The following is a 22,186-nucleotide window of genomic DNA, read 5'->3' on the forward strand; positions in this document are numbered from 1 at the left end:
CCTCTGAAACACCACAGTCACCACTAAAGGTGCCACGGAATCACCGTGCCATATGACCTCTGTTTGCCATCTCGGCTCACACGGCTTCCCTGGACACTCCGCCACTGATTTTGCTTTGGTGCATATGAAGTAGAGGGAGGGGCAAACCGTCCACTCAACAGACTTGGCTGCCCGGTGAATAGAGAAGTGATGAAGTAGTGTCCCGCTGGGCGGCTAAGGCGCTCTGCTCTTCTGTCAGTGCAATGGATATTGGTTTCGATAACTGTGGTCAGGGGTTGTCCATGAGATGCACGCGATGCATCTTATGCCTGCGGGCGAGGTGATTCAGGCAACAGCTCCGGAACATGGGGTAAGTGCGCCCCTAGGGTGGGCTCATCCGCTGGAGTGCATATAAAGAAAAGGGGACGGCGTCTGCCGTCCCCTCAAGTCATCTCGTCCAGTCCCTGAACTGCCATGCTCCCTGCAATCCTTGACTCTATCCTTTCCTTTGGAATTTCCCCTTCCCATTCCATTGGGGTGTCCTGTGGCCATCCTAGCCTGGCAATCACTCCTGATTGCTTCACCGTCTCCGTCCTGGAGGTGTCCATTACCACATCCCGTGGTGTTCCTTGCGTCATCCTGACAGATAACCACCCTGGTCATCTCGCTTCATCCTGAAGCTGTTCCTGCCGCTCCTGCGGGGTTCCTGTCATCCTGAAGAGTGACTATCCGTGCCACTTGGCCTCATTCCGAGGTGTCCTGCGACCGCATCCTGCGGTTGTCCTGTCATTCCTTGTGATAACCATCCGGGTTATCAACCTCATCCTGAGGTGTCCTGCCACGTCCTGCGGCTTTTCCTATTTATGCGCTGTTCCTGCATCCTGCCGGACCAGCCGTCCTTGTGAGACCCATACTAAGGCAATCGTGGGCAGGAACAAGGCATGGGAGGGCATCAGATAACACCAGATGATGAATGAATATCTGTCATTAATCTGAATTTGTCTTTTTTATCAGTGCCTTATTTAGTTTCTCAGGAAAGCATAAGGCTCTCGGGATGGCTTCACGTACGGCTCAACACTGAGGGGTCTTACAGGAGGAATGGCGGATCTCTCACAACCAAAAACAGGGAGGAAAACGATGGTACAGAAGGCTCAATCAGGGGTGTAAGAGTTAAAAATTAATTGAATAATTATGTGTGAAAAACAGACAAAAGCCGAGCTCATGCTCGGCTTTTCATCATTCATCCGATTGTGCTCAGCTGACCCGGGTACCCGGTGTCGGGTATGCCTTGCGCAGGGACTCCGGTGCCAATACTTCCAGGTTGCCACTCATGTTGTTCAACCAGGAGCGGAACTCGGGCGTATCCTGGACCTCGGTCTCCACCACCACGCTGCGCTTGTCGTAGCGGGTCATGCGCGGGTTGTGTCCCGGGATCTGCCCATCGATCAGGGTGGGGCAGTTGGCATCGATGCGTCCGACGAAGCGGATCGGGCCGCTGACGTCCTGATAGCCCTGGTCGCGGATCAGCTTCTGGACGTTGAAATCCTTCGGCTGGGTGGCGCTGAAGTTGGTCAGTTCCACGTTCTTGATGTGATCGAACGGGATGCCATAGACCTTGGGATCCAGCTCGGACAGGGTACAGAGCAGGATGGGGCCATCGGGCTGGTTCAGGATCCCGAGCGGATTGATGCGGTCATAGCAGAGCCACACGGTGCGTTCCTTGATGACACGCTGGATCTCGGCGCTGAACTTGCGACCACGCCAGAGGGCGTCGCGGATCAGGGTGCTGCGGCGGATCTCAGGGTTGCCGGCAAACGGACGCGGCGACTGATGCACGCTCTCGAGCCAGCGCTCCGCCAGTTCGCTCTGGCTGTCACGGATCACCTGGCTGGCCTTGTCGACCAGGGGGTTCAATTCGGTCAAGACACTCGCCGGTAGCAGTTGGCTCGCCTGATCACTCCAGGTTTTCAGGGCCACTGCCAGGGAGAGCGGCATGATGTTGGCAAAGTCGTTGAGACCGTGGCGCTCGAAGCACCAGCCGTGTGGTTTGCTGCGCTCATCCGAGGTGAGGTCGAACAGTCCCATGCCGGACATCTCTTCCAGGTCCCGTTGCACGGTACGCAGACTGACGTGAATGCCTTCCTCTTCCAGTTTTACCTGGAGTTGGCTGGCGGTCAGCTTGTAAGGGCGGTGCGGGATGCAACGCGCCAAGGTCAGTTGTCGTAACAGCTTCTTACTCATGGTGCATGCCTTCACTGGTTTAGCGTTGAGTGTATCCTAGCCATGGCATGCGACAGTCTATGTCGCAAGTTTTGCTGCGACAACTGTCGCCATTTTCATACATAACGAGCTAACTGATTGATAATAATCGACAATCAAAGCGTGGAGGGGGTTGTTTGGCGCTGTTTTTTGCCAAAATAAAGCGTTCTCCAGATTTGCCAGGTTGTCACGACAGGGGAGAAATGTATAGGGAGCCAAGGGGGAGGAGGGTATTCGGCAGGGGGAGAGAGGTGAGGGACTGGGCCCTCACCGGCAAAGAGGTCGTTCAGGCCAGCCAGGACCAGGCTGACTTGGTGATGGCGGCGCCAATCATGTAGCCAAATACCGCGAGGGCGGCGACCCCGGCAATCAGTTTCTGGCCGCGCGCAGGGCGCTTGAGCGCCATGACGCCGAGACCTATGTAGAGCACCAGGGCGATCAGCTTGGCCATCAGCCAGGGCTGCTGGCCTGGGCTCATCTGCAGGGTGACCGCCAGCAGCACGCCAAACAGCAGCAGCAAGGTGTCGTTGATGTGGGGCAACACCTTGAGCCACTTCTGCTGCAAGCGCCCGCTGCCAGCCAGCGCCAGGCTCCAGCGGTAGATGAACAGCAGCAGGCTGACCATGGCCAGGGTCATGTGCAGGTGTTTGAACATGGGGTAATAGGCAATCATATTGCTTCCTTGTCGTTGTCGGGCAGACCGCTGTTCCAGTTGTGCGCGTGGGTACGCTCCTGTCCTTCCTGATCGTCTTGCAGCAGATCGGAGAGGATCTCGCGGTATTGCAGGCTCTTGTTGATATAGGTGTGCTCGTCATCCAGGTAATTGACCTGTTCCCGCAGCAGCCGGTTGTCATACTGCTTGAACACCTGACCCGCACGCCAGGCCTGGTTGGCCCGGAATCCGAGCTGGGTCAGTGCCTCTACCCCCAGATCCACGGCCGATCCCAGGGTTTCCCGGTGCACGCTGTCGACGCCGTGTCGAAGGATCTCGTGGGCATGGGGCCTGTCCTGGGCGCGGGCCAGGATCTTGAGGTGCGGGAAGTGTTTCTTCACCATCTCGATCACCTCGAGGGAGGTAGCCGGATCGTTGATGGAGAGCACCAGCAGCCTGGCCTTGTGGGCCCCGGCGGCATGGAGCAGGTCGAGCCGGCTGGCATCGCCGTAGAATACCTGATAGCCGTACTTGCGCAGCATCTCTATCTGGCTGGCGTCCTGCTCCAGTATGGTGGTGCCTATGCCGTGACCGTGCAGCAGACGCCCCACTATCTGGCCGAAGCGGCCGAAGCCGGCGATGATGACCGGGTGCTCGACCAGTTCCGGCTGTTCGTGCTCGGGTGCATCGCTCTGGTTGCGGTAGTCGAACCAGGGCTGGATCACCCGATCGTTGAGGATCAGCAAGAGCGGCGTCAGCGCCATGGAGAGCGCTACCACCAGGGTCAGCAGCGAGATGGTGTCACCGGGCAGCACCTTGTTCTGGGCGGCGAACGAGAACAGCACGAAGGCGAATTCCCCCCCTTGTGCCAGCGCCAGGGCGAAGGTCCAGCGCTGGCTCGGCGAGATGCGAATGATCAGGCCGAGCACCATCAGCACCCCCCATTTCAGGAGCATCAGCCCTATCACCAGGGATGGAATGAGCAGGGGATGGGCGGCAAACAGGCCGAAGTCGATGCCGGCGCCCACCGACATGAAGAAGAGGCCGAGCAGCAGCCCCTTGAACGGCTCTATGTCCGCCTCCAGCTCGTGACGATACTCGCTGTCCGCCAGCACCACGCCAGCGAGGAAGGAGCCGAGGGCGGGGGAGAGGCCCACCGACTCCATCAGCACGGCGATGGCGATCACCAGCAGCAGGGCGGCGGCGACGAAGATCTCCCGCATGTGGGACTGGGCGATGGCACGGAACACCGGCCGCATCAGGTAGTGGCCGCCCAGCACTATGCCGGCGATGGCGGCGACCACCAGCAGGCCGTGCTGCCAGCCCGCCAGATCCGGATTGCCGTTGCTGACCACAGGCGCGATGGCGAGCAGCGGCAGTATGGCCAGGATGGGAATGACCGCGATGTCCTGGAACAGCAGCACTGCGAAGGCGGATCGCCCGCTCTCGCTCTGCATCAGTTTGCGCTCCTGCAGGCTCTGCAGCACGATGGCGGTGGAGGATAGCGCCAGAATGAGACCGATGGCGAGCCCCTGCTGCCAGGGCAGGCCGATGAGATGAGCGACCCCGGTCAGGGCCCCAGTGGTGAGCAGCACCTGCAGGCCACCGGTGCCGAGTATGGGTCCCTTCAGCTGCCACAGCAGAGCAGGGCGCAGCTCCAGCCCGACCAGAAACAACATCAGCACCACCCCGAACTCGGCGAAGTGCATCACATCCTTCTGCTCCCCCACCAGCCCTAGCAGGAAGGGACCTATGATGATGCCCGCCAGCAGGTAGCCGAGCACGGAACCCAGCCCCCAGCGCTTGGCCAGCGGCACCGCTATCACCGCCGCCGAGAGATAGATCAAGGCGTCAAACAACAATCCGTGCCCCATCAGCCGGCCCTCCGTTCGTCTCTGTTCGTCAGGGCCGGCAGCGCAAGCCCGATGAAAATCCAATCCGTCGTCATGACAATTCCCCCAGCAGATCCCGCAGATAGGGGCTGCCAGCGAGCTGGGCCGGGGTCAGCCGCTCATCGCGCAGGGCGCAGATCAGCTGGCGGTAATCCTGGCCACAGCGGCGCAGCGCCTCCGGATCTTTCAGCTTGTGGAAGGAGTGCAGCACGAAGGGGGGCAGCCACTGCATGCCGCACAGCTGCGCCGTCTGCTGGAACGGCAGCAGGAAGTCGAGCAGCGGGCGCTGGTTGTAGCCTTCGCTGCAATATGACTCCGGAGCGCCCCCCGTGGTGATGGCGGAGAGCCACTGCTTGCCACTGAGGGCGTGGGCCTCGGGGCCGTAGGCGTAGCCATATTCCAGCACCAGATCCAGCCACTCCTTCATGATGGCCGGGCAGGAGTACCAGTAGAAGGGGTGCTGGAAGACGATGATGTCGTGCTCAGACAGCAGGGCCTGCTCCCGCTTCACGTCGATGAACATGTCCGGGTAGTGGTGGTAGAGGTCGTGCAGGGTGATGCCCTCCAGACCGTCGAGTGCCTGCAGCAGCTGCCTGTTGGCCCTGGAGCTCTGCAGGGCCGGGTGCGAGAAGATGATCAGAATGCGTTTCATGGGGTCCTAGCCTGAAGAGGGGCCTGGTGCCGATAAAAAAGGGCGGTGAGCTGCGACGTTATCAAGAAGCACCCCGGCTCGCCAGTGGCGGACGTGAATGACGCCTGTATTGGACACTCGTGGCCGCTGGTTGTGGCAGTGTCTGACGGGGGATGACCCTCGCCCCTATTCCAGCCTCTCTTGATCTCTCGCAGGGTGCGGGCTTGACCCTCCCCCTGGGCCAAGGGTTACCATAGGCCCTCTTCGATCACTGAGTCATCCCATGGTCCTGACCCGTCGCCAACTCGCTCGCGCCCGCCGCTGGCTTCCCCTGTGGAGCCTGCTGATGGTGCTGATGTCGTTTGGCAGCCGGGCGGCGACCGATCTCTGTACTCTGACCCCCCATTGCAGCCAGAGCGAACGCACCCTGGAAAAAGCCATGCCTTGCGGCAGCTTCACCTCGGCGCTCGCCATGACGGTGCTTACCAGCGACAGCCTGACGGTGGCCTGGCTTGAGCCCGACATGCCAGCGTTCATTTCCCCCTCCCTCTTCATGCCGGAGGCGCCGCTAGAGCGGCTCGAACGGCCCCCTCGCCAGCTGGGTTGAGTCGAGTTACCCGTTTTTTTGGGCATTTCTTCTTATCCGAGGTGAGTCATGTACAAGTCCCTGTTACTGGCCGTACTGGCCGGTACCGTCAGTTTTTCTGCTCTGGCAACCGAGCAGATGACAGTCTACAAGTCCCAGTATTGCGGCTGCTGCAAGACCTGGATCAAGCACATGGAAGAGAACGGCTTTGCGGTCAAGGTCGTCGAAACCGAGCAGCTTGAACCGGTCAAGCAACAGTACGGCATCACCCCGCAGCTGGCCTCCTGCCACACCGGGGTGGTGAACGGCTATGTGGTGGAGGGACATGTGCCCGCCGCCGACGTGCAGAAGCTGCTCAAGGAAAAACCGGCGATCCGCGGCCTGACCATTCCGGGCATGCCCCAGAGTGCGCCTGGCATGGATATTCCGGGTCAGCCCTACCAGGTGCTGAGCATCAGCGAGGAGGGCGCGACCAAGGTCTGGTCGAGCTATCCCGGCTGACGAACACTGGTCATGAGCCGGCACCACTCCATCATGTGAGGCACACCTGAGCGAATCCGTGCCGCTCATGGCCAGAGCAGGAGGGCCACCCTTGTGAGAGGGTGGCCCTTTTTCATGGTTTGGGGCCGAATGTCCGGGGATCACTTGCAACCCAGGGCGACAAGGGGCAGATTGATCGCCAATTTATTTTCTCAGGGGCGATGTTCCGGTTTGCCAGCCTTGTTTCCGCACCGGCGGAGTGAGCGGCGGCGGCCTGATCGTCAATTCATGGCGCTCCCCGCGAGCCTGCCTGCCCTGTTACAGCGCAAAGGATGCGACATGTTCATCTTTCCCCGAGGGTTGCTGCTGCTGGCTTGTCTGGTCGCCGTGCCCTGTACCCATGCCAATGAAGAGCCCGTCATGCCGACAAGCGAAACCCCCATCCTGCCTCCTGTGGCCCCCAAGCACCCCCATACCCTGAAAAAGCACGGGGACGTCCGGATCGACAACTACTACTGGTTGCGTGACGACGAGCGGGAAAAGCCCGAGGTACTGGACTATCTCAAGGCCGAAAACGCCTACACCGAGGCCATGCTCAAGCCGGTCAAGCCGCTGCGTGACCAGCTCTACAAGGAGATGGTGGCCCGCATCCCCCAGCAGGACGAGTCCGTGCCCTATGTGAAGAACGGCTACCGCTACCAGACCCGCTATGAGCCGGGCAAGGAGTACGCCATCTACTCCCGCACCAGGGTAGGGGAGAAGGACGTCAGCCTGATGCTGGACAGCAACCGGCGCGCCGAGGGTCACGAGTTCTATTCGCTGGGGGCGCTCGAGGTGAGCCGCAACAACCGCTGGCTGGCGGTGGCGGAAGACTTCCTCTCCCGCCGTCAGTACCAGATCCAGTTCCTCGATCTGGAGAGCGGCACCTGGGCCGCCGACAAGCTCGAGAACACCTCGGGCAACCTGGTGTGGGCCAACGACAGCAAGACGGTGTTCTATGTGCGCAAGCACCCCAAGACACTGCTGCCCTATCAGGTCTATCGCCACGAGCTGGGCAGCGATCCCGCCAAGGACAAGCTGGTCTACGAGGAGAAGGATGACAGCTTCTACGTCAGCCTCTATGCCACCACCTCGGAAGACTTCATCGTCATCGCCCTCTCCAGCACCACCACCAGCGAGGCGCGCCTCATCGACGCCAACACGCCGGTTCAGGCGCCGCGCCTGTTCCTGCCCCGCCAGGTGGATCACGAATACAGCTTGGATCACTACCGCGGCCGCTTCTATGTGCGCTCCAACAAGGACGGCAAGAACTTCGGCCTCTACGAGACCAGGGAGAGCCCGGTGGATCGCTGGAAGGCGGTGATAGCCCCCAATCCGGGCGTGCTGCTGGAGAGCTATGCCCTGTTCAGGGACTGGCTGGTGCTGGAGGAGCGCAGCAAGGGGCTGACCCGGCTGCGCCAGATCAACTGGCAGAGCGGCGAGCAGAAAGAGATCGCCTTCGACGATCCCGCCTATGTCACCTGGCTCGCCTACAACCCGGAGCCGGAGACCAGCGCCCTGCGCTATGGCTACTCCTCCATGACCACGCCGTCCTCCACCTATGAGCTGAATCTGGACAGCGGCAAACGCACCCTGCTCAAGCAGCAGCCGGTGGCGGGCTTCAAGGCCGACCAGTACGCCAGCGAGCGGGTCTGGGTGACCGCCCGCGACGGGGTGGCGGTGCCTGTCTCCCTGGTCTATCGCAAGGATCTGTTCAAGAAGGAGGGCAAGAATCCCCTGCTGGTCTATGGCTACGGCTCCTACGGCGCCAGCATGGATCCCGACTTCAGCAGCTCGCGCCTGAGCCTGCTGGACCGCGGCTTCGTCTACGCCATCGCCCATATCCGGGGCGGTGAAGAGCTGGGGCGCCCCTGGTATGAAGACGGCAAGCTGCTGAAAAAACAGAACACCTTCCACGACTTCATCGACGTGACCGAGGCGCTGGTGGCCCAGGGCTATGGGGCGAGAGACCAGGTCTACGCCATGGGCGGCAGCGCCGGCGGCCTGCTGATGGGGGCCGTCATCAACCAGGCGCCCCAGCTCTATCGCGGCGTAGTCGCCCAGGTGCCCTTCGTCGACGTGGTCACCACCATGCTGGACGAGTCCATCCCCCTCACCACAGGGGAGTACGACGAATGGGGCAACCCGAACCAGAAGCGCTACTACGACTACATGAAGAGCTACAGCCCCTACGATCAGGTCAAGGCGCAGGCCTACCCCAACCTGCTGGTCACCACGGGTCTGCACGACTCCCAGGTACAGTATTGGGAGCCCGCCAAGTGGGTCGCCAAGCTGCGGGAGCTGAAGACGGACGACAACCAGCTGCTGCTCAGCACCGACATGGATGCCGGTCACGGCGGCAAGTCGGGTCGCTTCAAGGCTTACGAAGACATCGCTCTGGAGTTTGCCTTCATTCTGGAGCTGGCCAGGCCGAAGGCATGAGACCGGGGTTAACCGCTTGTTGCTGAACCGCGATCCGGGCGCCAGAGATGGCACCGATTCGCAGATGAGATAAGGCCGGCGAGGGCAACCCCGCCGGCCTGTGTCTTGCCCCCTATCCTGACCCTGTCTCGGGGCGCCCTCAGCCAGATGGCAGCCCTTGTCAGCAAAGGGTTACAAAAGAATCCACCCCCTCCATTTCCCCGCTGCCTGCGCACACAAAACCAATTAATCCACGACCGATGAATTGATGATCCAGTTCAAATTTCTCGCTATTTAAATCCGCCGCTTTGCCATTTTGTTTGATTTATGTTGGCACTCTGTGCCTAATCAAGGGGTTACAACTTTTGATCCGGCTCTTTTGTGGTCGAATCACCCTCAGTCGGCATGACGCTGATTATCTCACCGCAGGATGATGGTGGCTTCTGGAAGGGCGTTCGCCGCTCGACCATTTCCTCGTACGAGGCTGTATAGGCAGACCCAGTCTTGGTGCGGGTCCGTCTCATATTCACCCGGGAATCGGGTGAGATAAATCAATGAAAAGGATGAAGAACATGAAAGGATTATCCTTGGCGTGCGCCCTGTCGGCGGCCCTGGTCGGTGTGTCGTTTGGTGGTCCGGTACAGGCGCAGGAGCGCTTCGTGACCATAGGCACCGGCGGTCAGACCGGCGTCTACTACGTGGCGGGCCAGTCCATCTGTCGTTTCCTCAATCGCGGCGCCGCCGATCACCAGATCAAGTGCAATGCGCCTGCCAGTGGCGGTGGCGTGGCCAACGTCAACGGCATCCGCAGCGGCGAGTTCAACTTCGGCATCATGCAGTCCGACCACCAGTACAAGGCGATGAAGGGGCTGCCCCCCTTCCAGGCCGAGGGGGCCATGGATGACATGCGCGCCGTCTTCTCCCTGCAGAGCGAAGTGTTCACCATTCTCGCCCGCCGCGACGCGAAGATCGCCGGCTTCGACGATCTGAAGGGCAAGCGCGTCAACATTGGCAACCCGGGTTCCGGCCAGCGCGACACCATGGAAGAGATCATGGCGGTCAAGGGCTGGAAGAAGAGCGACTTCGGCCTGGTCTCCGAGCTGAAGCCGGCGGAGCAGGCCTCCGCCCTGGGTGACAACAACATCGACGCCATGAGCTACTTCGTCGGCCACCCGAACGGTGCCATCCAGGAAGCCTCCACCACCACGGACGCCGTGCTGGTGCCGGTGACCGGCGCCGACATCGACAAGCTGCTGGCCGAGAAGAGCTACTACACCAAGGCCGAGATCCCGGGTGGTCTCTACAAGGGCAGCGACAAGCCGACCCCGTCCATCGGTGGCAAGGCGGTGCTCTCCACCAGTGCCAAGGCCGATCCTGAAGTGGTCTACCAGCTGGTCAAGTCGGTGTTCGACAACCTGGATCGCTTCAAGCGTCTGCACCCGGCCTTCGCCGATCTGAAAGAGGCCGACATGATCAAGGTGGGTCTCTCCGCGCCCCTGCATGAAGGCGCCGCACGTTACTACAAAGAGCGTGGCTGGCTCTGATTGAAGGCCTGCCGGCCTTCCATCGTTCTCTTCGACACCCGCCCGCCACACCGGCAGCGGGTGTCGTGTCGTTGTACTCGCAGGCAAAAGTTAACCCTATGCAAGAAAAACAACTCTCTACCGAGGAACTGATCGCCCAGGACGTGGGCGCCCGGCTGCCCCTCGGCCTCATGGGCTGGCTGATCACCGGGCTGGCGCTGGCCTGGTCCCTGTTCCAGCTCTGGATCGCCTCGCCGCTCCCCTTCATTTTCGGGGTCGGCGTACTCAATGACACCGAAACCCGCGCCATTCACCTGACCTTCGCCCTGCTGCTGGCCTATCTGGTGTTCCCGGCCTTCCGGCGTTCCCCCAGAGACAGGGTGCCCCTCGGCGACATCGCCCTCGGTCTGATCGCCGCCGGTGCGGCCGCCTATCTGTTCGTCATGTATGAGGCCCTGGCCCAGCGCCCCGGCAACCTCACCACGGCCGATCTGATCACCGCCTGCATCGGCATTCCGCTGTTGCTGGAAGCCGCCCGCCGTGCCCTGGGCCCGGCCCTGGCGGTGATCGCCCTGGTGTTTCTCGCCTACAGCCTGGCCGGCCCCTGGATGCCGGGGCTGCTGGCACACCGCGGGGTGAGCTTCACCGCCCTGGCGAACCACCAGTGGATCACCACGGAGGGGGTGTTCGGCATCGCCCTCGGGGTCTCCACCAGCTTCGTGTTCCTGTTCGTGCTGTTCGGCGCCCTGCTGGAGCGGGCCGGTGCCGGTCACTACTTCATCCAGCTCGCCTTCAGCCTGCTCGGCCACCTGCGCGGCGGCCCGGCCAAGGCGGCCGTGGTGGCCTCGGCCCTGACCGGGGTCATCTCCGGCTCCTCCATCGCCAACGTGGTGACCACGGGCACCTTCACCATCCCCATGATGAAGCGGGTCGGCTTCTCCAAGGAGAAGGCGGGGGCGGTCGAGGTGGCCTCTTCGGTCAACGGCCAGATCATGCCCCCCGTGATGGGGGCGGCGGCCTTCCTGATGGTGGAGTACGTGGGTATTCCCTACGTGGAGATCATCAAGCACGCCTTCCTGCCGGCGGCCATCTCCTACATAGCGCTGCTCTACATAGTCCACCTGGAAGCGCTCAAGCTCGGCATGCAGCCCATCGGCGGCCATCAACCCAAGCCCTGGCTGCGTCGCCTGACCGGCTTCGCCTTCGGTGCCACCCTCATCAGCGGCCTGTCGATGGCGGTCTACCATGGTCTGGGCTGGCTCAAGCCGGCGCTGGGGGACTATGCCCTGCCGGGGATCGCCCTGCTGCTGGCGGCCGTCTATCTGGGTCTGCTGAAGATAGCGGCCAGCAATGCGCCGCTGCCCGCCGAGGATCCGGATCAGCCCCTCACCGAGCTGCCGAACACCCGCGCCGTGCTGCTCTCCGGCCTGCACTTCCTGCTGCCGGTGGTGGTGCTGGTGTGGTGCCTGATGGTGGAGCGCCTCTCCCCGGGGCTGTCGGCCTTCTGGGGTACCGTCATGCTGGTGATCATCCTGCTGACCCAGCGGCCGCTGCTCAACTGGCTGCGCACCGACGGCAAGCATGACTACGGCTCGGCCCGCGATGGTCTGGTGGACTTGAAGGAGGGCCTGGTGGCCGGTGCCCGCAACATGATCGGCATCGGCATCGCCACCGCCACCGCCGGCATCATAGTCGGTGCCGTCTCCCAGACCGGGGTCGGCCTGGTGCTGGCGGATCTGGTGGAGATGCTCTCCATGGGCAACCTGCTGCTGATGCTGATCCTCACCGCCCTGCTGAGCCTTATTCTCGGCATGGGGCTGCCCACCACAGCGAACTACATAGTGGTCTCCAGCCTGCTGGCCCCCGTGGTAGTGACGCTGGGGCAGCAGAACGGCCTCATAGTGCCGCTCATCGCCGTGCACCTGTTCGTGTTCTACTTCGGCATCATGGCGGACGTGACCCCGCCGGTGGGACTGGCCTCGTTCGCGGCGGCTGCCGTCTCCAAGGGGGATCCCATCAAGACCGGGATCACCGCCTTCTACTACAGCCTGCGCACCGCGGCGCTGCCGTTCCTGTTCATCTTCAACACGGATCTGCTGCTGATCGACGTGGACTTCGCCCACGGGGTGCTGATCTTCGTGGTGGCCACGGTCGCCATGCTGATCTTCGCCGCCGCCACCCAGGGCTGGTTCCTGGTGAAGAGCCGCTGGTACGAGAACGTGCTGCTGCTGCTGGTGGCCTTCACCCTGTTCCGTCCCGGTTTCTGGATGGACATGGTGCACGATCCCTATCGTGAGACGCCTCCCGCCCAGCTGGCCCAGACCCTGGGCGAGGTGGACGCGGAGAGCACACTGCGACTGCGGATCCAGGGGGAGGATGCGGTGGGCAAGCTGCGTCAATCCACTGTGCTGCTGGCGGTACCGGCCGGTGCCGATGGCGAAGAGCGATTGGCCGGCCTGGGGCTGACCCTGTACGAGCAGGACGGCAAGACCCTGATCGACAACGTCACCTTCGGCAGTCCGGCGGCGGCGGCCGGCATGGAGTTTGATCAGGAGATCCTCTCCGTGAAGGCGCCTACCGAGCGCTGGCACAAGGAGCTGATGTGGATCCCGGGCTTCCTGCTGTTTGCGCTGGTGATCTGGCTGCAACGGCGACGGGCCACCCGCTCATAGACACCACCAATAAAAACGGCGCCTCGATGGCGCCGTTTTCAATACCGGGCAGGCTAGTTTGACTGGGTCTGCTTCTGCTTTTGCAGCTGATCCAGGGTCTGTTGTTCCTGCGGGCTCAGACCAAGCTGTTCACAGGCTTGTTCGAAGCTGATCCCCAGGTGGCACATCATGATATCGATGGCGGGCAGGTAGTTGGTCATTGCGTCTTCCATGGTGATCTTCCAGAGCTGTCTCTTATGCCCGAGCCGCGAGCAGGGGGCAATTAGACTTTAGGTGTAGGGTGCCATCTGCTTCACCCCCCTGCCACTGGGCGGGGGAATTTGCTACTCTTGCGGGCACTAAAGAGGTTGCCGTGTGACCGCGAGCAATCGGTGAGGAGCAGGGCATGTTATTGAGTTTCTTGATCATCGCATCTGGCTGGTGGCACATCCGCGCGGCTTATGGCTCAGACTCCCGTCAGTTCTACATCAGCAAACCCCTGACCATGCTGTTCATCATCGCCCTGGCCTTTGGCTACCAGAGCGATGACCACAACGGTTCCCACGCCTGGATCCTGCTCGGCCTCTGCCTGTCGCTGGCCGGTGACGTGCTGCTGATGCTGCCACGGGATCGCTTCATCCAGGGACTGGCGGCATTTTTTGTCGCGCACCTCTGCTACATAGTCGGCTTCGCCCAGGGCCCCCTTGTGCTCAAGCTGGTGGATGGCCTGCTGCTGTTGCTGGTGGCCGGCATGGTGTTCGGCCTGCTGTGGGGCAAGCTCGGCGAGATGAAGATCCCCGTCTTCTGCTACATGCTGGTGATCATCGGCATGGCCTGGGTCGCCGCCGGCGCCTGGCACGCCTCTCTTACCGCTGGTTCTGCTGCGGCCCTGGTGGGGGCGCTGATGTTCCTCTTCTCCGACAGCATGCTGGCCCTCGATCGCTTCCGCCGCCCCTTCCCCCATGCCACGGCCTGGATCATGAGCAGCTACTTCGCCGCCCAGTTCCTGATCGCCGCCTCCCTCGCGGGCTGAGCGCCTCGGGGCCCTGTGCAGAGGGCGAACGGGGCACGCGCTCCCACACAAAAAAACGGGCCATGGGGCCCGTTTTGTCATGCCGGTGTCACGCCTCCAGCGGCTCGGCGTCCGCGGCCCTGGGGGCCGGTTGCCTGAGCAGCAGCATCAGGGCGCTGGCGATGAGCAGGAAGATGCCCATCACGTAGAACACCTGGTTGTAGGCCATGATGGCGGCCTCCCGGTTGATGGTATTGGACAGCATGGCCCTGGCCTGCTGCTGGGCGAGCGCGGGATCCGAGCCCTGGGCCATCATGGTCTGGGCCAGCTGCAGCAGGTAGGCCTGCCCCTCTATGCTGGTGGCGGCCAGGGTGCTGCCTATCTGGCTGGCGTGGATGCGGGTGTCGTTGTCGATCAGGGTGGCTATGATGGCGATGCCGAAGGCCCCCCCGAGGTTGCGCAGCACGTTGAGCAGGGTGGAGGAGGAGGGGATCTCCTCCGGGGTCAGACTGGCGGTCGCCACCAGGGAGAGGGGCACCATGATGAAGGGCTGGCCCAGGGCCCGCACGATCAGCGACTGGATCAGCTGGGGGCCGGCGTAGTCGGCGCTCATGTTGACGTTCATGAAGCAGCTGATGGCGAACACCAGGAAGCCGAAGCTCACCAGGTAGCGCGGATCTATCCGGGTGACCAGCCTGGGTACCAGGGGCAGCACCAGCAACTGGGGCAGGCCCATCCACATCAGCACCTCCCCTATCTCCAGGGCGTTGTAGTTGTGGATCTGCGCCATGTAGAGCGGCAGCACATAGATGGAGCCCATCAGCGCCATGCCGAGCACCAGGTAGGCGAAGCAGGCCAGGGCGAAGCGCGGACTGTGCAGCAGCCGCAGATTGACCAGTGGATGGCGGCGCAGCAGCTGGCTGATGACGAAGAACACCAGGGCTACCACCGAGATGACGGTGAGCCGCACTATGAAGCTGGAACCGAACCAGTCCTCTCTGTTGCCCTCCTCCAGCACCACCTCCAGCAGACCCAGCCCCACCGCCATGGTGAGGATGCCGACCAGATCCACCCGTTTTATCACCTCCCAGTCCACCGGCTTCCTGTCCAGACCGTGGGCCAGCATGGCCATCACCAGCAGGCCGGGGGGCACGTTCAGGTAGAAGATGTAGTGCCAGGAGAGCTGCTCCGTCAGCCAGCCACCCAGCGTCGGACCTATGGCGGGGGCGAAGGTGGCGCACAGGCCGAACAGCGCCATGCCGGTGGCCCGTTTGTGCAGCGGCAGCAGGCTGACGATGAGGGAGAAGGCCATGGGGATCAGCGCCCCGCCGGTGAAGCCCTGCAGCGCCCGGAAGACGATCATGCTGGTCAGGTTCCAGCTGAACGAGCAGAGCACGGAGGCGACGATGAAGGCCCCCGTGGTCCACAACAGGTAGCGGCGCACGCTCAGCCCCCGGCTCAGCCAGCCGCTGAGGGGAATGGCGATCATCTCCGCCACCAGATAGGAAGTGGAGATCCAGGAGCTCTCGCTCAGGGTGGCCGAGAGGGCGCCCTGAATGTCCTTCAGGGAGGCGTTGGTGATCTGGATGTCGAGTATGGCCATGAAGGCGCCGATGAGGCCCCCCATGACCGCGATCCAGTTGCGACGTGGAATGGGTTCCATCAGTTGGCGGCGACCACGGGATCAGGGGTGCGGGTGTCCACTATCACCTCGCTGGAGAGACCAGGGCGCAGCTTGCCCGCCAGTGCGCCCGGCTCGGGGATGCGGATCTTGACCGGCACCCGCTGCACTATCTTGGTGAAGTTGCCGGTAGCGTTCTCCGGTGGCAGCAGGGCGAACTTGGCGCCGGTGGCGGGGGCCAGGCTGTCGATGATCCCCTCGACCGGCTGATCCGGATAGGCATCCAGGATCACTTCCACGCGCTGACCCGGTTGCATGTGCTGCAACTGGGTCTCCTTGAAGTTCGCCTCGACCCACACCTGTTGCAGCGGCACCAGGCTGGCCACCTGCATGCCGGACTGCACATAGAGCCCTTCCCGCAGGCTGCGCTTGCCTATGATGCCGTCCGCCGGGGCCCGCAGCTCTGTGTAGCCGAGCTCCAGCCTGGCCTGTTCGAGCTGGGCTTCACTCAGTGCCAGTCTGGCCTGGTTCTGCTTGGCTTCGGCGTCCAGCACCAGCAGGCGCTCGCGAGCGGCCTGCAGGGCGGCTCTGGCCTCCTGCTCCTGGGCCTGATTGACCTGCAGACCGGCGCGCACCTCGTCCAGGCTGTCCTGGGAGCTGTAGTTGCGCTGATTGAGCTGACTGACCCGGCGCACCTGCTGCTGGGCCCGCACCTGCTCGGCATTGGCGGAGCTGACCCTGGCTTCGGCTTGGCGAATGAGGCTCAGCTGCTGGGTACGGGTGGCGGCCAGGTTCTCCGCGGTCGCCTGATTGAGGTGCAGATCGGCCTCGGCCTCGAGCACCCGGGTTCTGTACTCCCTGTCGTCCAGTCTGGCGATGAGCTGGCCGGCCTTGACCTCCTGGTTGTCGGTCACCAGCACCTCGCTGATGTAGCCGGGCAGCTTGGAGCCGATGCCGGTCACCTCGCTCTGCAGATAGGCGTTGTCGGTGCTCTCGAAATGGCGGCCGTGCAGATACCAGTAGGCGGCAAACAGCATGCCGAACAGGGCCAGCAGCAGGGCTGCCAGCAGGGGGATCTTCTTGTGTTGACTCATGATATGGGTTTTTCCTGAACTGTGGCGGGCAGGCTAACATCGCGTAACTGTTTCGATTAGTATCCATTCATGAGATATACAGTTTCACTGGTGAGACAATGGACCTGAACGCAGCCTTGATTCTGGTGCGCATCGTCGACAAGGGCTCCTTCACCGCCGCCGCCCAGGAGCTGGGCATGACCAAGGCGACGGTGAGCCGCCGCATCGCCGAGCTGGAGCAGCACCTCGGCGTGCGGCTGCTCTATCGCTCCACCCGCCAGCTCACCCTGACCGAAGCGGGGGAGCAGTATTACCTGCGCTGCAGCAAGGCGGTGGAGGAGCTGGCCCAGGCCGAGCTGATGCTGAGTGCCAGCCAGCAGGAGGTGACAGGCACCCTCAAGCTGGCGGTCCCCATCGAGACGGGACAGCTGGTGGTGGGCCGACTGGTGGCCCACTTCCTGCAAGCCTATCCGGGGCTGCGGGTGGATCTGGAGCTGACCAACCGCATAGTGGATCCCATCAGCGAGGGGCTGGACGCCATAGTGCGGATCGGCGACATGAGCGACTCCAACCTGGCGGCACGGCGCCTGTGGAGCACGGGGCGCCTGCTCTGCGCCAGCCCGGATTACCTGGCGCGCAGCCCGGCCATCACCCGGCCCGAGGATCTGGTGCGCCATGAGCGGGTCGCGGTGAGCAGCGGTTTTCTGGCTTCCCACTGGTGTTTCGAACGGGATGGCCGGGAGGTGCTGGTGGATCCGCCGTCCCGCTTCCAGGTCAACAACATCACCTGCGCCAGAGAGGCGGCGAAGGCCGGGCTGGGGCTCGCCTCCCTGCCCGCCATGTTGTGCCATGATGAGCTGGCCGACGGCTCTCTGGTGGCTTTGTTGCCGGACTGGCAGCAGCCCAAGGTGCCCATCTATCTGTTGTTTCCCGAGCGGCGGCTGATGCCGCGCAAGTTGCGGGTGTTTATCGATTTTCTGGTGGCCAACGGCCCGGCGTACGGCATCGACAACCTGCTGTGAGCGGCAAGCGGCCATGGAGAGTGATGGTCCGGGGGCTGGCGCCGTCGGGGCATCGACAAGGGGTTGCGAGGTGAGGATTTATGGAGCAGTGGATTAATTTGTATCGGGCCGGGCCTCTCTATCTCGCTGGAGGCATGCCCTGAAGGGAGCGCTGGAAGTCGAAGGAGTGCGGGTGCGGGCTAAGCGGGAGGGGCTCGGGGCGTTGGGGAGTTGCCCGTGGATCTGCTGCAGGTCACCCTGATGGTGAGCGAGCAGGATCGTCAGCGGGCAGGCCGGATCATAGAGCGCTACCAGCAGCGCCAGGGCAATGGCTGGCTGTGCGGCCAGTGCGGAGAGGAGAACGGCGCCAACTTCGATATCTGCTGGCGCTGCCATCACGATCCCCAGGATCACTGAGATCTCCCCCTTCTCCCACCCCTCAGCGCAGGGTGAAGTCGATGTCCTCCCCCGCACTGGCATCGTGATAGATCGCCAGATCCAGCTCCTTCTCGCTGCGGGCGATCAGCACTGACACCAGGATGTCGCCGGAGACGTTGACCGTGGTACGGGCCATGTCGAGGATCCTGTCTATTCCGGCGATCAGCGCCACCCCTTCCAGCGGCAACCCCACCGCGGTCAGGGTCAGGGTCAGCAGCATCAGCCCGGTGCCCGGCGTACCGGCCGTGCCTATGCTGGCCAGGGTGGCGATGCTGATGATGGTCAGGTAATCCACCACGTGCAGATCCACCCCGAAGGCCTGGGCCACGAACAGCGCCGTCACCCCCTGATAGAGGGCGGTGCCATCCATGTTGATGGTGGCGCCTATGGGCAGCACCTTGGCGGTGATGGCGGGGGAGACCCCCAGCCTGCGCTCGGCGCAGGCCAGGCTGATGGGCAGGGTGCTGCTGCTTGAGCTGCTGGTGAAGGCCACCGCCTGGGCGTCGACGATGCTCTTGAAGTAGTGCAGCGGATTGAGGCGGGCCAGCAGGATCAGCAGGCTGCTGTAGACCCCGAGCACGTGCAGCAGGCAGCCGAGGTAGACGGCGCCTATCACCTTGAGCAAGGGGAGCAGCAGGCTCACCCCGTATTTGCCCGTCATCCAGGCCATCAGGGCGCAGACGCCATAGGGGGCCAGCGCCATCACCATCTGGGTCAGCTTGAACATCCCCTCCGCCAGGGAGGTGAAGAACAGGATGGCGGGGCGGCCGCGCCGGCCGGTGGCATTGAGGGCCAGGGCGAGGGCCACCGCAAAGACGATCACCTGCAGTATCTTGCCATCCACCATGGCCTGTACCGGGTTGTGGGGCACCAGATGGCTCAGCACGCTGGCCAGGGTCGGCTGCACCATCACCCCGGTCCGTTCGTAGGGCCCCATGTTGGCGCCCATGCCGGGCTCCAGCAGCCAGCCCATCACCAGGCCGATGCAGATGGCGACGGCGGTGGAGCAGAGGTAGAGACCTATGGCCTTGCTGCCGATCCGATCCAGGCTCTTGCCCTTGAGCAATGAGGTAAGGCCGGCGATGACGGAGCAGAAGATGAGGGGCACCATCAGCATCTGTATGGTGTTCACGAACAGGACGCCGATGGGCTTGAGCAGCAGTGCCTGCTCGCTGAAGCAGAGCCCCAGACCTATCCCGGTCAGCATGCCGAGCAGTGTCTTCAACCAGAGCGGGCGGCGGGTCCAGATCCGCCAGGGCTTGAAGACCAATCCATGGAACAGCATGACGCCAATGTCCTTATTTTCTGTCTGCGATGGCAAAGGGGGCGCTAGTGTAGCCATCCCCCGATCAGGTTGCCACATTATCGACAAAGCTAGGCTCACGGCCAGCCCGGGGGAGCTAAAAAAGGCGTTTTGTTGGCTTATATCAAGATCGGGGACCGGGGTTCAGGCTCTAATGGACATCTGACATGATGATTAAAGAGGCTTGAGATGTCCCAGTCGATACACGGTCACGAAGTGATGGAGATGATGCTGGAAGAGGGGGGCCATTTTACCCTGGCCAGCCTCAGGGAGGCGATTGAGGCGCGCTTTGGCGCCGATGCCCGCTTCCATACCTGCAGCGCGAGCGAGATGGATGCAGAGGCGCTGATCGACTTGCTGGCCAGACGCGGCAAGTTCATCGAGTCCGAGCAGGGCTTCCAGACCCGGGCCGACAAGATCTGCAACCACGGCTGATCCCGCGGCGAGCGCGCCGGGGCGCTCGCCGAATCCCGCCTCCTTTGTTATATTTCGCCCTCTCCCTCCTCTGCTAAAGGCTTGGCCTGGGCAACGCCCGGAATCTGTATGGATACTTTCTCCGCTGCCGTCATGTTGTTTCTGATCATGGATCCGCTGGGCAACCTGCCGGTCTTCCTCTCCATCCTGCGCCATGTCGATCCCAAGCGGCGGCGCAAGGTGATGATCCGCGAGCTGCTGTTTTCCCTGGCCATCATGCTGGGCTTCCTGTTTGCCGGTCAGCAGATCCTGAGCTTCCTGAACCTGCGCCAGGAGGCGGTCAGCATCGCCGGGGGCATCATCTTGTTCCTCATCGCCATCAAGATGATCTTCCCGAGCCCCGGCGGCGTGACCGGGCTGGCGGCGGGGGAGGAGCCCTTCCTGGTGCCCATGGCCATCCCCATGATAGCGGGCCCCTCCATACTGGCCTCCCTGCTGCTGCTGGCGAACCAGGAGCCGACCCGGATGGCGGACTGGTCCCTGGCCCTGCTGATGGCCTGGGGTGCCAGCGCCGTGATCCTGATGTTCTACGAGCTGTTCAACAAGCTGCTGGGTGAGCGAGGACTCACCGCCGTGGAGCGGCTGATGGGCATGCTGCTGGTGATGATCTCGGTGCAGATGCTGCTGGATGGGGTGCACCACTATCTGGCGGTGACGGGCCAGGGGTAAGAAGAAAGGGGCTGCCAGGCAGCCCCTTTCCTATTGTGCGTCCATGACGGCCAGCGCCTCGTCCTGGCGGGACGGGTCGCCTGGGGTCTCCAGCTTGCCCATGATGAGGGTGAGCAGGGTCTCCCGCAGCCAGCGGTGGCCCGGATCCTCCTCGTGGCGCTGATGCCAGATGAGCAGGTGGGAGATGCTGTCCAGGGCGATGGGCAGCGGCAGCGGCACCAGCGGATAGACCTGGGTGGCGTGGCGGGCATAGAGCCGTGACAGGGTCACTATCATGTCCGAGTGCATGCCCATGCGCAGCGCCGCCTCGAAGGAGGGCACGGTCGCCTCGATACGGCGGTAGAGATCCTGCTCCGCCAGCTTGTGATCCAGCATCCAGCGATCCCGTCCCTCGCAATAGGTCTGCACATGGGGATAGGCCAGGTAGCGGGGGAGATCCCACTCGGGTTCGCGCAGGGCCGGGTGATCCCGCTGCACCAGGCAGGTGAGGTCATCGATGGCGAGCAGTCGCTGGCAGATGGCGTTGGGCAGGGTATCCAGCCTGAAATCCGAGTTGATGCAGTTCTCCCGCACCGTGAAGGCGATGTCCACCTGACCCTGGCTCATCTCGGTCAGGCTGTGCTCTGTCCACTCCTCGTAACGCAGCCGGATCCCCGGTGCCTGGCGCTTGAGCTCGCTCAGGTAGAGCGGCGCGAACAGGGTGAAGGCGCTGTCCATGCTGGCGATGACGAACTCCCGCTCTGTGCTGGCGGGATCGAAGGCGGGGGGCTGGATCAGGTTGTCCAGGGAGAGCAGTATGGGTTGCAACTGCTGCTGCAGATCGAGGGCGCGCGGGGTGGGATCCAGCCCGTAGGCGGAGCGGACGAACAGGGGATCGTCGAAGGTTTCCCGTAGGCGACCCAGGGCCTTGCTGACGGCAGACTGGCTCAGATGCAGACGGCGGGCGGCCCGGCTGCCATTGCGCTCTTCCAGCAAGACTTGCAGGATAATCAACAAATTAAGATCTATGCGCCCGAGCTGTTCCAGCAACATGATATGAATCCTCTTCAATTCTTAGATGAATTTATACCATTTGTTTTCATATCTTGGCGACCCTATGCTCGACCTGTCTCTCGCCTTCATGGCGACTGGTACAGGATGTAGCGGTTGAGGGGACAAGTAGCACCGACTCATACGGCGGCCAAGGGTCGCCGTATCTTTTTATGTTTTTTGACGATTTTCCTGCCAACTTGCGCCTGCCTTGATTTTGCCCAACAATCGTTGCGCCTTCTTTTGATACAAACAACGGGTATCTATCTGTCAGGAGTCGCCCTATGGGACTTGGTGGAATTCATATCTGGCATCTGTTGATCCTGCTGGTGGTCGTCGTCGTGGTGTTTGGCAGCAAACGCCTGGCCGGCGCCGGTGAGGATCTGGGCACCGCCATCAGGGATTTTCGTAAAGCCTTGCGTGACGATGAAGTACATCCGAAATGAGTAGGAG

General features: G+C 62.5%; 19 protein-coding genes and 1 pseudogene. 11 read left to right on the forward strand and 9 right to left on the reverse strand.

Features of this window, described 5'->3' with window-relative positions; translation table 11 throughout:
* Positions 1–1,233 precede the first annotated feature (1,233 nt).
* The 4 genes from ACWPWQ_RS13205 to kefF form a co-directional block, all read right to left on the reverse strand.
* Positions 1,234–2,220, reverse strand: a complete 987-nt coding sequence (locus tag ACWPWQ_RS13205) for a helix-turn-helix transcriptional regulator (RefSeq protein ID WP_025325391.1) — start codon at positions 2,218–2,220, stop codon at positions 1,234–1,236.
* 304 nt (positions 2,221–2,524) lie between these two features.
* Entirely contained in the window at positions 2,525–2,911 is a 387-nt protein-coding gene (locus ACWPWQ_RS13210) for a SirB2 family protein (protein ID WP_202047800.1), read from the reverse strand.
* Positions 2,908–4,764 carry a glutathione-regulated potassium-efflux system protein KefC gene (kefC, locus tag ACWPWQ_RS13215; RefSeq protein WP_404837566.1) on the reverse strand — a complete coding sequence of 619 codons (1,857 nt, stop codon included), beginning with the start codon at positions 4,762–4,764 and terminating at the stop codon, positions 2,908–2,910. The genes ACWPWQ_RS13210 and kefC overlap by 4 nt, the downstream gene beginning before the upstream one ends.
* A gap of 70 nt (positions 4,765–4,834) precedes the next feature.
* Positions 4,835–5,434 carry a glutathione-regulated potassium-efflux system oxidoreductase KefF gene (gene kefF, locus ACWPWQ_RS13220; RefSeq protein ID WP_202047798.1) on the reverse strand — a complete coding sequence of 200 codons (600 nt, stop codon included), beginning with the start codon at positions 5,432–5,434 and terminating at the stop codon, positions 4,835–4,837.
* Between the two features lie 262 nt (positions 5,435–5,696).
* On the opposite strand from kefF, the gene ACWPWQ_RS13225 reads away from it, so the two are divergent.
* The 5 genes from ACWPWQ_RS13225 (at position 5,697) to ACWPWQ_RS13245 (ending at position 13,134) form a co-directional block, all read left to right on the forward strand.
* On the forward strand, positions 5,697–6,020 hold the full coding sequence (locus tag ACWPWQ_RS13225) for a hypothetical protein (RefSeq protein WP_202047797.1): 324 nt from the start codon (positions 5,697–5,699) through the stop codon (positions 6,018–6,020).
* A 48-nt stretch (positions 6,021–6,068) separates the two neighbouring features.
* Positions 6,069–6,500, forward strand: coding sequence for a DUF411 domain-containing protein (locus tag ACWPWQ_RS13230; protein WP_139745803.1), 432 nt, complete (start codon positions 6,069–6,071; stop codon positions 6,498–6,500).
* Positions 6,501–6,818: 318 nt separating this feature from the next.
* On the forward strand, positions 6,819–8,960 hold the full coding sequence (locus ACWPWQ_RS13235; RefSeq protein WP_454009998.1) for a S9 family peptidase: 2,142 nt from the start codon (positions 6,819–6,821) through the stop codon (positions 8,958–8,960).
* Positions 8,961–9,511: 551 nt separating this feature from the next.
* Positions 9,512–10,483 (forward strand): TAXI family TRAP transporter solute-binding subunit, encoded by a 972-nt coding sequence (locus ACWPWQ_RS13240; RefSeq protein ID WP_202047795.1) that lies wholly within the window; start codon positions 9,512–9,514, stop codon positions 10,481–10,483.
* Positions 10,484–10,581: 98 nt separating this feature from the next.
* Complete coding sequence (locus ACWPWQ_RS13245) at positions 10,582–13,134, forward strand: TRAP transporter permease (RefSeq protein ID WP_454009999.1); 2,553 nt, start codon at positions 10,582–10,584, stop codon at positions 13,132–13,134.
* Positions 13,135–13,187: 53 nt separating this feature from the next.
* On the opposite strand, the gene ACWPWQ_RS13250 is transcribed toward ACWPWQ_RS13245, so the two are convergent.
* Entirely contained in the window at positions 13,188–13,346 is a 159-nt protein-coding gene (locus ACWPWQ_RS13250; protein WP_005332188.1) for a hypothetical protein, read from the reverse strand.
* A gap of 173 nt (positions 13,347–13,519) precedes the next feature.
* On the opposite strand from ACWPWQ_RS13250, the gene ACWPWQ_RS13255 reads away from it, so the two are divergent.
* Positions 13,520–14,146: a lysoplasmalogenase gene (locus tag ACWPWQ_RS13255; protein ID WP_202047793.1), complete on the forward strand. Its 627-nt coding sequence runs from the start codon at positions 13,520–13,522 to the stop codon at positions 14,144–14,146.
* 88 nt (positions 14,147–14,234) lie between these two features.
* Here the strand turns inward: ACWPWQ_RS13255 and ACWPWQ_RS13260 are convergent, their stop codons facing one another.
* Positions 14,235–15,788 carry a DHA2 family efflux MFS transporter permease subunit gene (locus ACWPWQ_RS13260; RefSeq protein ID WP_247627425.1) on the reverse strand — a complete coding sequence of 518 codons (1,554 nt, stop codon included), beginning with the start codon at positions 15,786–15,788 and terminating at the stop codon, positions 14,235–14,237.
* Positions 15,788–16,840: an HlyD family secretion protein gene (locus ACWPWQ_RS13265; RefSeq protein WP_454010000.1), complete on the reverse strand. Its 1,053-nt coding sequence runs from the start codon at positions 16,838–16,840 to the stop codon at positions 15,788–15,790. The genes ACWPWQ_RS13260 and ACWPWQ_RS13265 overlap by 1 nt, the downstream gene beginning before the upstream one ends.
* Before the next feature lie 98 nt (positions 16,841–16,938).
* Here ACWPWQ_RS13265 and ACWPWQ_RS13270 point away from each other — a divergent pair, with 98 nt between their 5' ends.
* Both ACWPWQ_RS13270 and ACWPWQ_RS13275 read left to right on the forward strand, forming a co-directional pair.
* Positions 16,939–17,841 (forward strand): LysR family transcriptional regulator, encoded by a 903-nt coding sequence (locus ACWPWQ_RS13270; protein ID WP_202047790.1) that lies wholly within the window; start codon positions 16,939–16,941, stop codon positions 17,839–17,841.
* Positions 17,842–17,921: 80 nt separating this feature from the next.
* A pseudogene (locus tag ACWPWQ_RS13275) lies at positions 17,922–18,237 on the forward strand (putative signal transducing protein).
* Between the two features lie 22 nt (positions 18,238–18,259).
* On the opposite strand, the gene ACWPWQ_RS13280 reads toward ACWPWQ_RS13275, so the two are convergent.
* Positions 18,260–19,543 (reverse strand): dicarboxylate/amino acid:cation symporter, encoded by a 1,284-nt coding sequence (locus tag ACWPWQ_RS13280; protein ID WP_247627422.1) that lies wholly within the window; start codon positions 19,541–19,543, stop codon positions 18,260–18,262.
* Positions 19,544–19,750: 207 nt separating this feature from the next.
* On the opposite strand from ACWPWQ_RS13280, the gene ACWPWQ_RS13285 reads away from it, so the two are divergent.
* Together ACWPWQ_RS13285 and ACWPWQ_RS13290 are read left to right on the forward strand one after the other, a co-directional pair.
* Positions 19,751–19,996 carry a YecH family metal-binding protein gene (locus ACWPWQ_RS13285; RefSeq protein ID WP_454010001.1) on the forward strand — a complete coding sequence of 82 codons (246 nt, stop codon included), beginning with the start codon at positions 19,751–19,753 and terminating at the stop codon, positions 19,994–19,996.
* Between the two features lie 108 nt (positions 19,997–20,104).
* A complete protein-coding gene (locus ACWPWQ_RS13290) occupies positions 20,105–20,704 on the forward strand; it encodes a YhgN family NAAT transporter (protein ID WP_139439259.1) in 600 nt (199 codons plus the stop codon).
* 30 nt (positions 20,705–20,734) lie between these two features.
* Here ACWPWQ_RS13290 and ACWPWQ_RS13295 read toward each other — a convergent pair whose 3' ends face one another.
* Entirely contained in the window at positions 20,735–21,736 is a 1,002-nt protein-coding gene (locus tag ACWPWQ_RS13295; protein ID WP_139439258.1) for a LysR substrate-binding domain-containing protein, read from the reverse strand.
* Positions 21,737–22,017: 281 nt separating this feature from the next.
* On the opposite strand from ACWPWQ_RS13295, the gene tatA reads away from it, so the two are divergent.
* The gene (gene tatA, locus ACWPWQ_RS13300) at positions 22,018–22,179 is read left to right on the forward strand and encodes a twin-arginine translocase TatA/TatE family subunit (protein ID WP_005323446.1); all 162 of its coding nucleotides are present in this window, start codon (positions 22,018–22,020) and stop codon (positions 22,177–22,179) included.
* Positions 22,180–22,186: the final 7 nt, after the last annotated feature.

It is taken from the genome of Aeromonas sp. Marseille-Q7275, from assembly GCF_965119515.1.